Origin of the sequence: Candidatus Symbiopectobacterium sp., from assembly GCF_020054415.1 — a bacterium.
Taxonomy (GTDB): Bacteria; Pseudomonadota; Gammaproteobacteria; order Enterobacterales; family Enterobacteriaceae; genus Symbiopectobacterium.
The window spans coordinates 1-2,101 of record NZ_JAHWCO010000429.1; the positions used below are offsets into that span (position 1 = coordinate 1).

Sequence of the window (2,101 nt, forward strand, 5' to 3'; positions counted from 1 at the left end):
CAGGTGGGTGAAGCCATGGCCATGGTCAAAGCGCTTAACCGGATCACGCTATTAGGAATGCCGAACAGTATTCGCATCACGTAACAATCGACCCGTATGGGGCGCAGTCGTCACAAGTTCTGATTTATTCAACAAAGCCTTCCACGCCATTTTTTATAGCCGTCGGGATTTCAAGAATGCTGCTATTTTTACTCACAACAGAGTCTTCACCTGATACCTCTTTATTGTATGACGCCAAAATTCGTTCGTGTATTCAACATATTGAATACACGACCATCGCCTGCTGTCCAAGCAGAATTTTAGCCGCTTTACGCTCGATTTTATGGTGTTTGGCAACGCCTTTCTTGAACGCCGGGTGAACCGGCTGGGTGATGTGATGACACTCATCCCCAGCCCGGCCAAGTATACCCGCGTGGGGATCGAACCAGGCGCCTATTGGTATGTCGCCCAGCCTCATAGACCCCACCCGTTTGCGTCAGGCGCGGTGTTCCATCTGCTGGATCCGGATATTAACCAAGAGATTTACGGCGTACCGGAGTACCTGTCCGCCCTGAACTCGGTGTGGCTGAATGAAGCGGCGACGCTGTTTCGTCGCAAGTACTACCTCAATGGCAGCCATGCCTGCTTTATCCTGTACATGAACGATGTGGCGCACAGTCAGGACGATATCGACGCTTTGCGCAAGGCGATGAAGGAATCGAAAGGACCAGGTAACTTCCGTAACCTGTTTATGTATGCGCCGAACGGCAAAAAAGACGGGCTGCAGCTTATCCCGCTGGCAAAGGTGGCAGCGAAGGATGAGTTTATGCACATCAAAAACACCAGCCGGGATGATCAGCTGGCCGCGCAGCGCATCCCGCCACAGCTGATGGGGATTTTACCCAACAATACCGGCGGCTTTGGTGATGTGGAAAAAGCGGCGCGGGTTTTTGCCATCAATGAGCTTGCCCCTCTCCAGCAACGTCTGAGCGAAATTAATGATTGGGTAGGCGAGGAGGTGGTGCGATTTAAGCCTTATGAACTGCTGGATAATGAGGCCGGATAAGCCATCAAAACGGTGCTCACGACAACGCCGAAGACTGCAACACAGGGGTGCAACAAAACGCAACACTTTTTTTGGGAAAAAATCGGTCTGAAAGCCGCGCCGGACAAGGGTTTATAGGGGGTGGATGGGTGCATAAAAAGTGAATAATTAAGTCAACAGCGCGCAGGCGCGGGGGGACTGCGCGCAAAGGGGTCTGGAAGGCAAAATCAACCCGGCTTCTGACCGCATGAAAGCCAGCCTGTGACGCGTTTGTTTTAGGACGAGAAAGCACACTCATCAGTCTAACGCATCACCTTGGGCCGCACAGGCGCTCTGGTGGGGTTTTGGGGATACCGGGATGACGATGAACAGCAGGTATCTTATTAATTTTTATGAATAAACAGGCATTCCGCTTACGCTGGCGGCGGTCAGGGCAAGGCAGAATGCTCGGGCTTTAGGAGAATCAGAATATGGGATGGATAGGCGTTGACCTGGACGGCACGTTGGCCGGGTCACGCACAGGCTAGGGCGCACGCATCGGTAAGCCGGTGAGGATGATGATGTAGCACGTCCGGCGCTGGCTGCGCGCGCAGGGGCTGCCGGTGTTAGCAGTGACGAATATGAAAGACAGCGAGATGTTACAGCTATGGGATGATCGGGCGATCAGGGTGGTAAAAAATACCGGCAAGGTCTGTGCAGGATGGGCTTTGTTGAATAAATAGATCTTATGCTGGCAGTCCAGTGAAACGACGGATCATCACAACGCAAAATCATGCAGTTAGGCCTCATGTGAAAGCTGTACACCTGAGGGGACAAGCATTTTCTACCAAAACTGGCTTGGTAAAACAGCATGAATCACTATTATTCAACAAAGCCATTATGCTGCGTAGCCATAAAGGCTGCGGATTCCCTTGACGTAAAATCAGTATGTTAAATCCAGAGCGTGGTGATGCATCCCGGAGCGATCAGCATTTTAATCCAAAACAGGCGTGTCATAGCAGCATTATTCCCCATTGTTCAACAAAGCCGCGATGAGAGCAAGGATCAGGAAAAACAGACAAGGAAGAAAACACCGAA

Annotated in this window: 2 pseudogenes; both read left to right on the forward strand. The window is 51.4% G+C overall.

Annotation, left to right across the window (positions count from 1 at the left end):
- Nucleotides 1-84 (forward strand): annotated as a pseudogene (locus QZ506_RS12535) (lipoprotein); the annotation flags it as partial.
- A 190-nt stretch (nt 85-274) separates the two neighbouring features.
- Nucleotides 275-1,045 (forward strand): annotated as a pseudogene (locus QZ506_RS12540) (phage portal protein); the annotation flags it as partial.
- Nucleotides 1,046-2,101 lie beyond the last annotated feature (1,056 nt).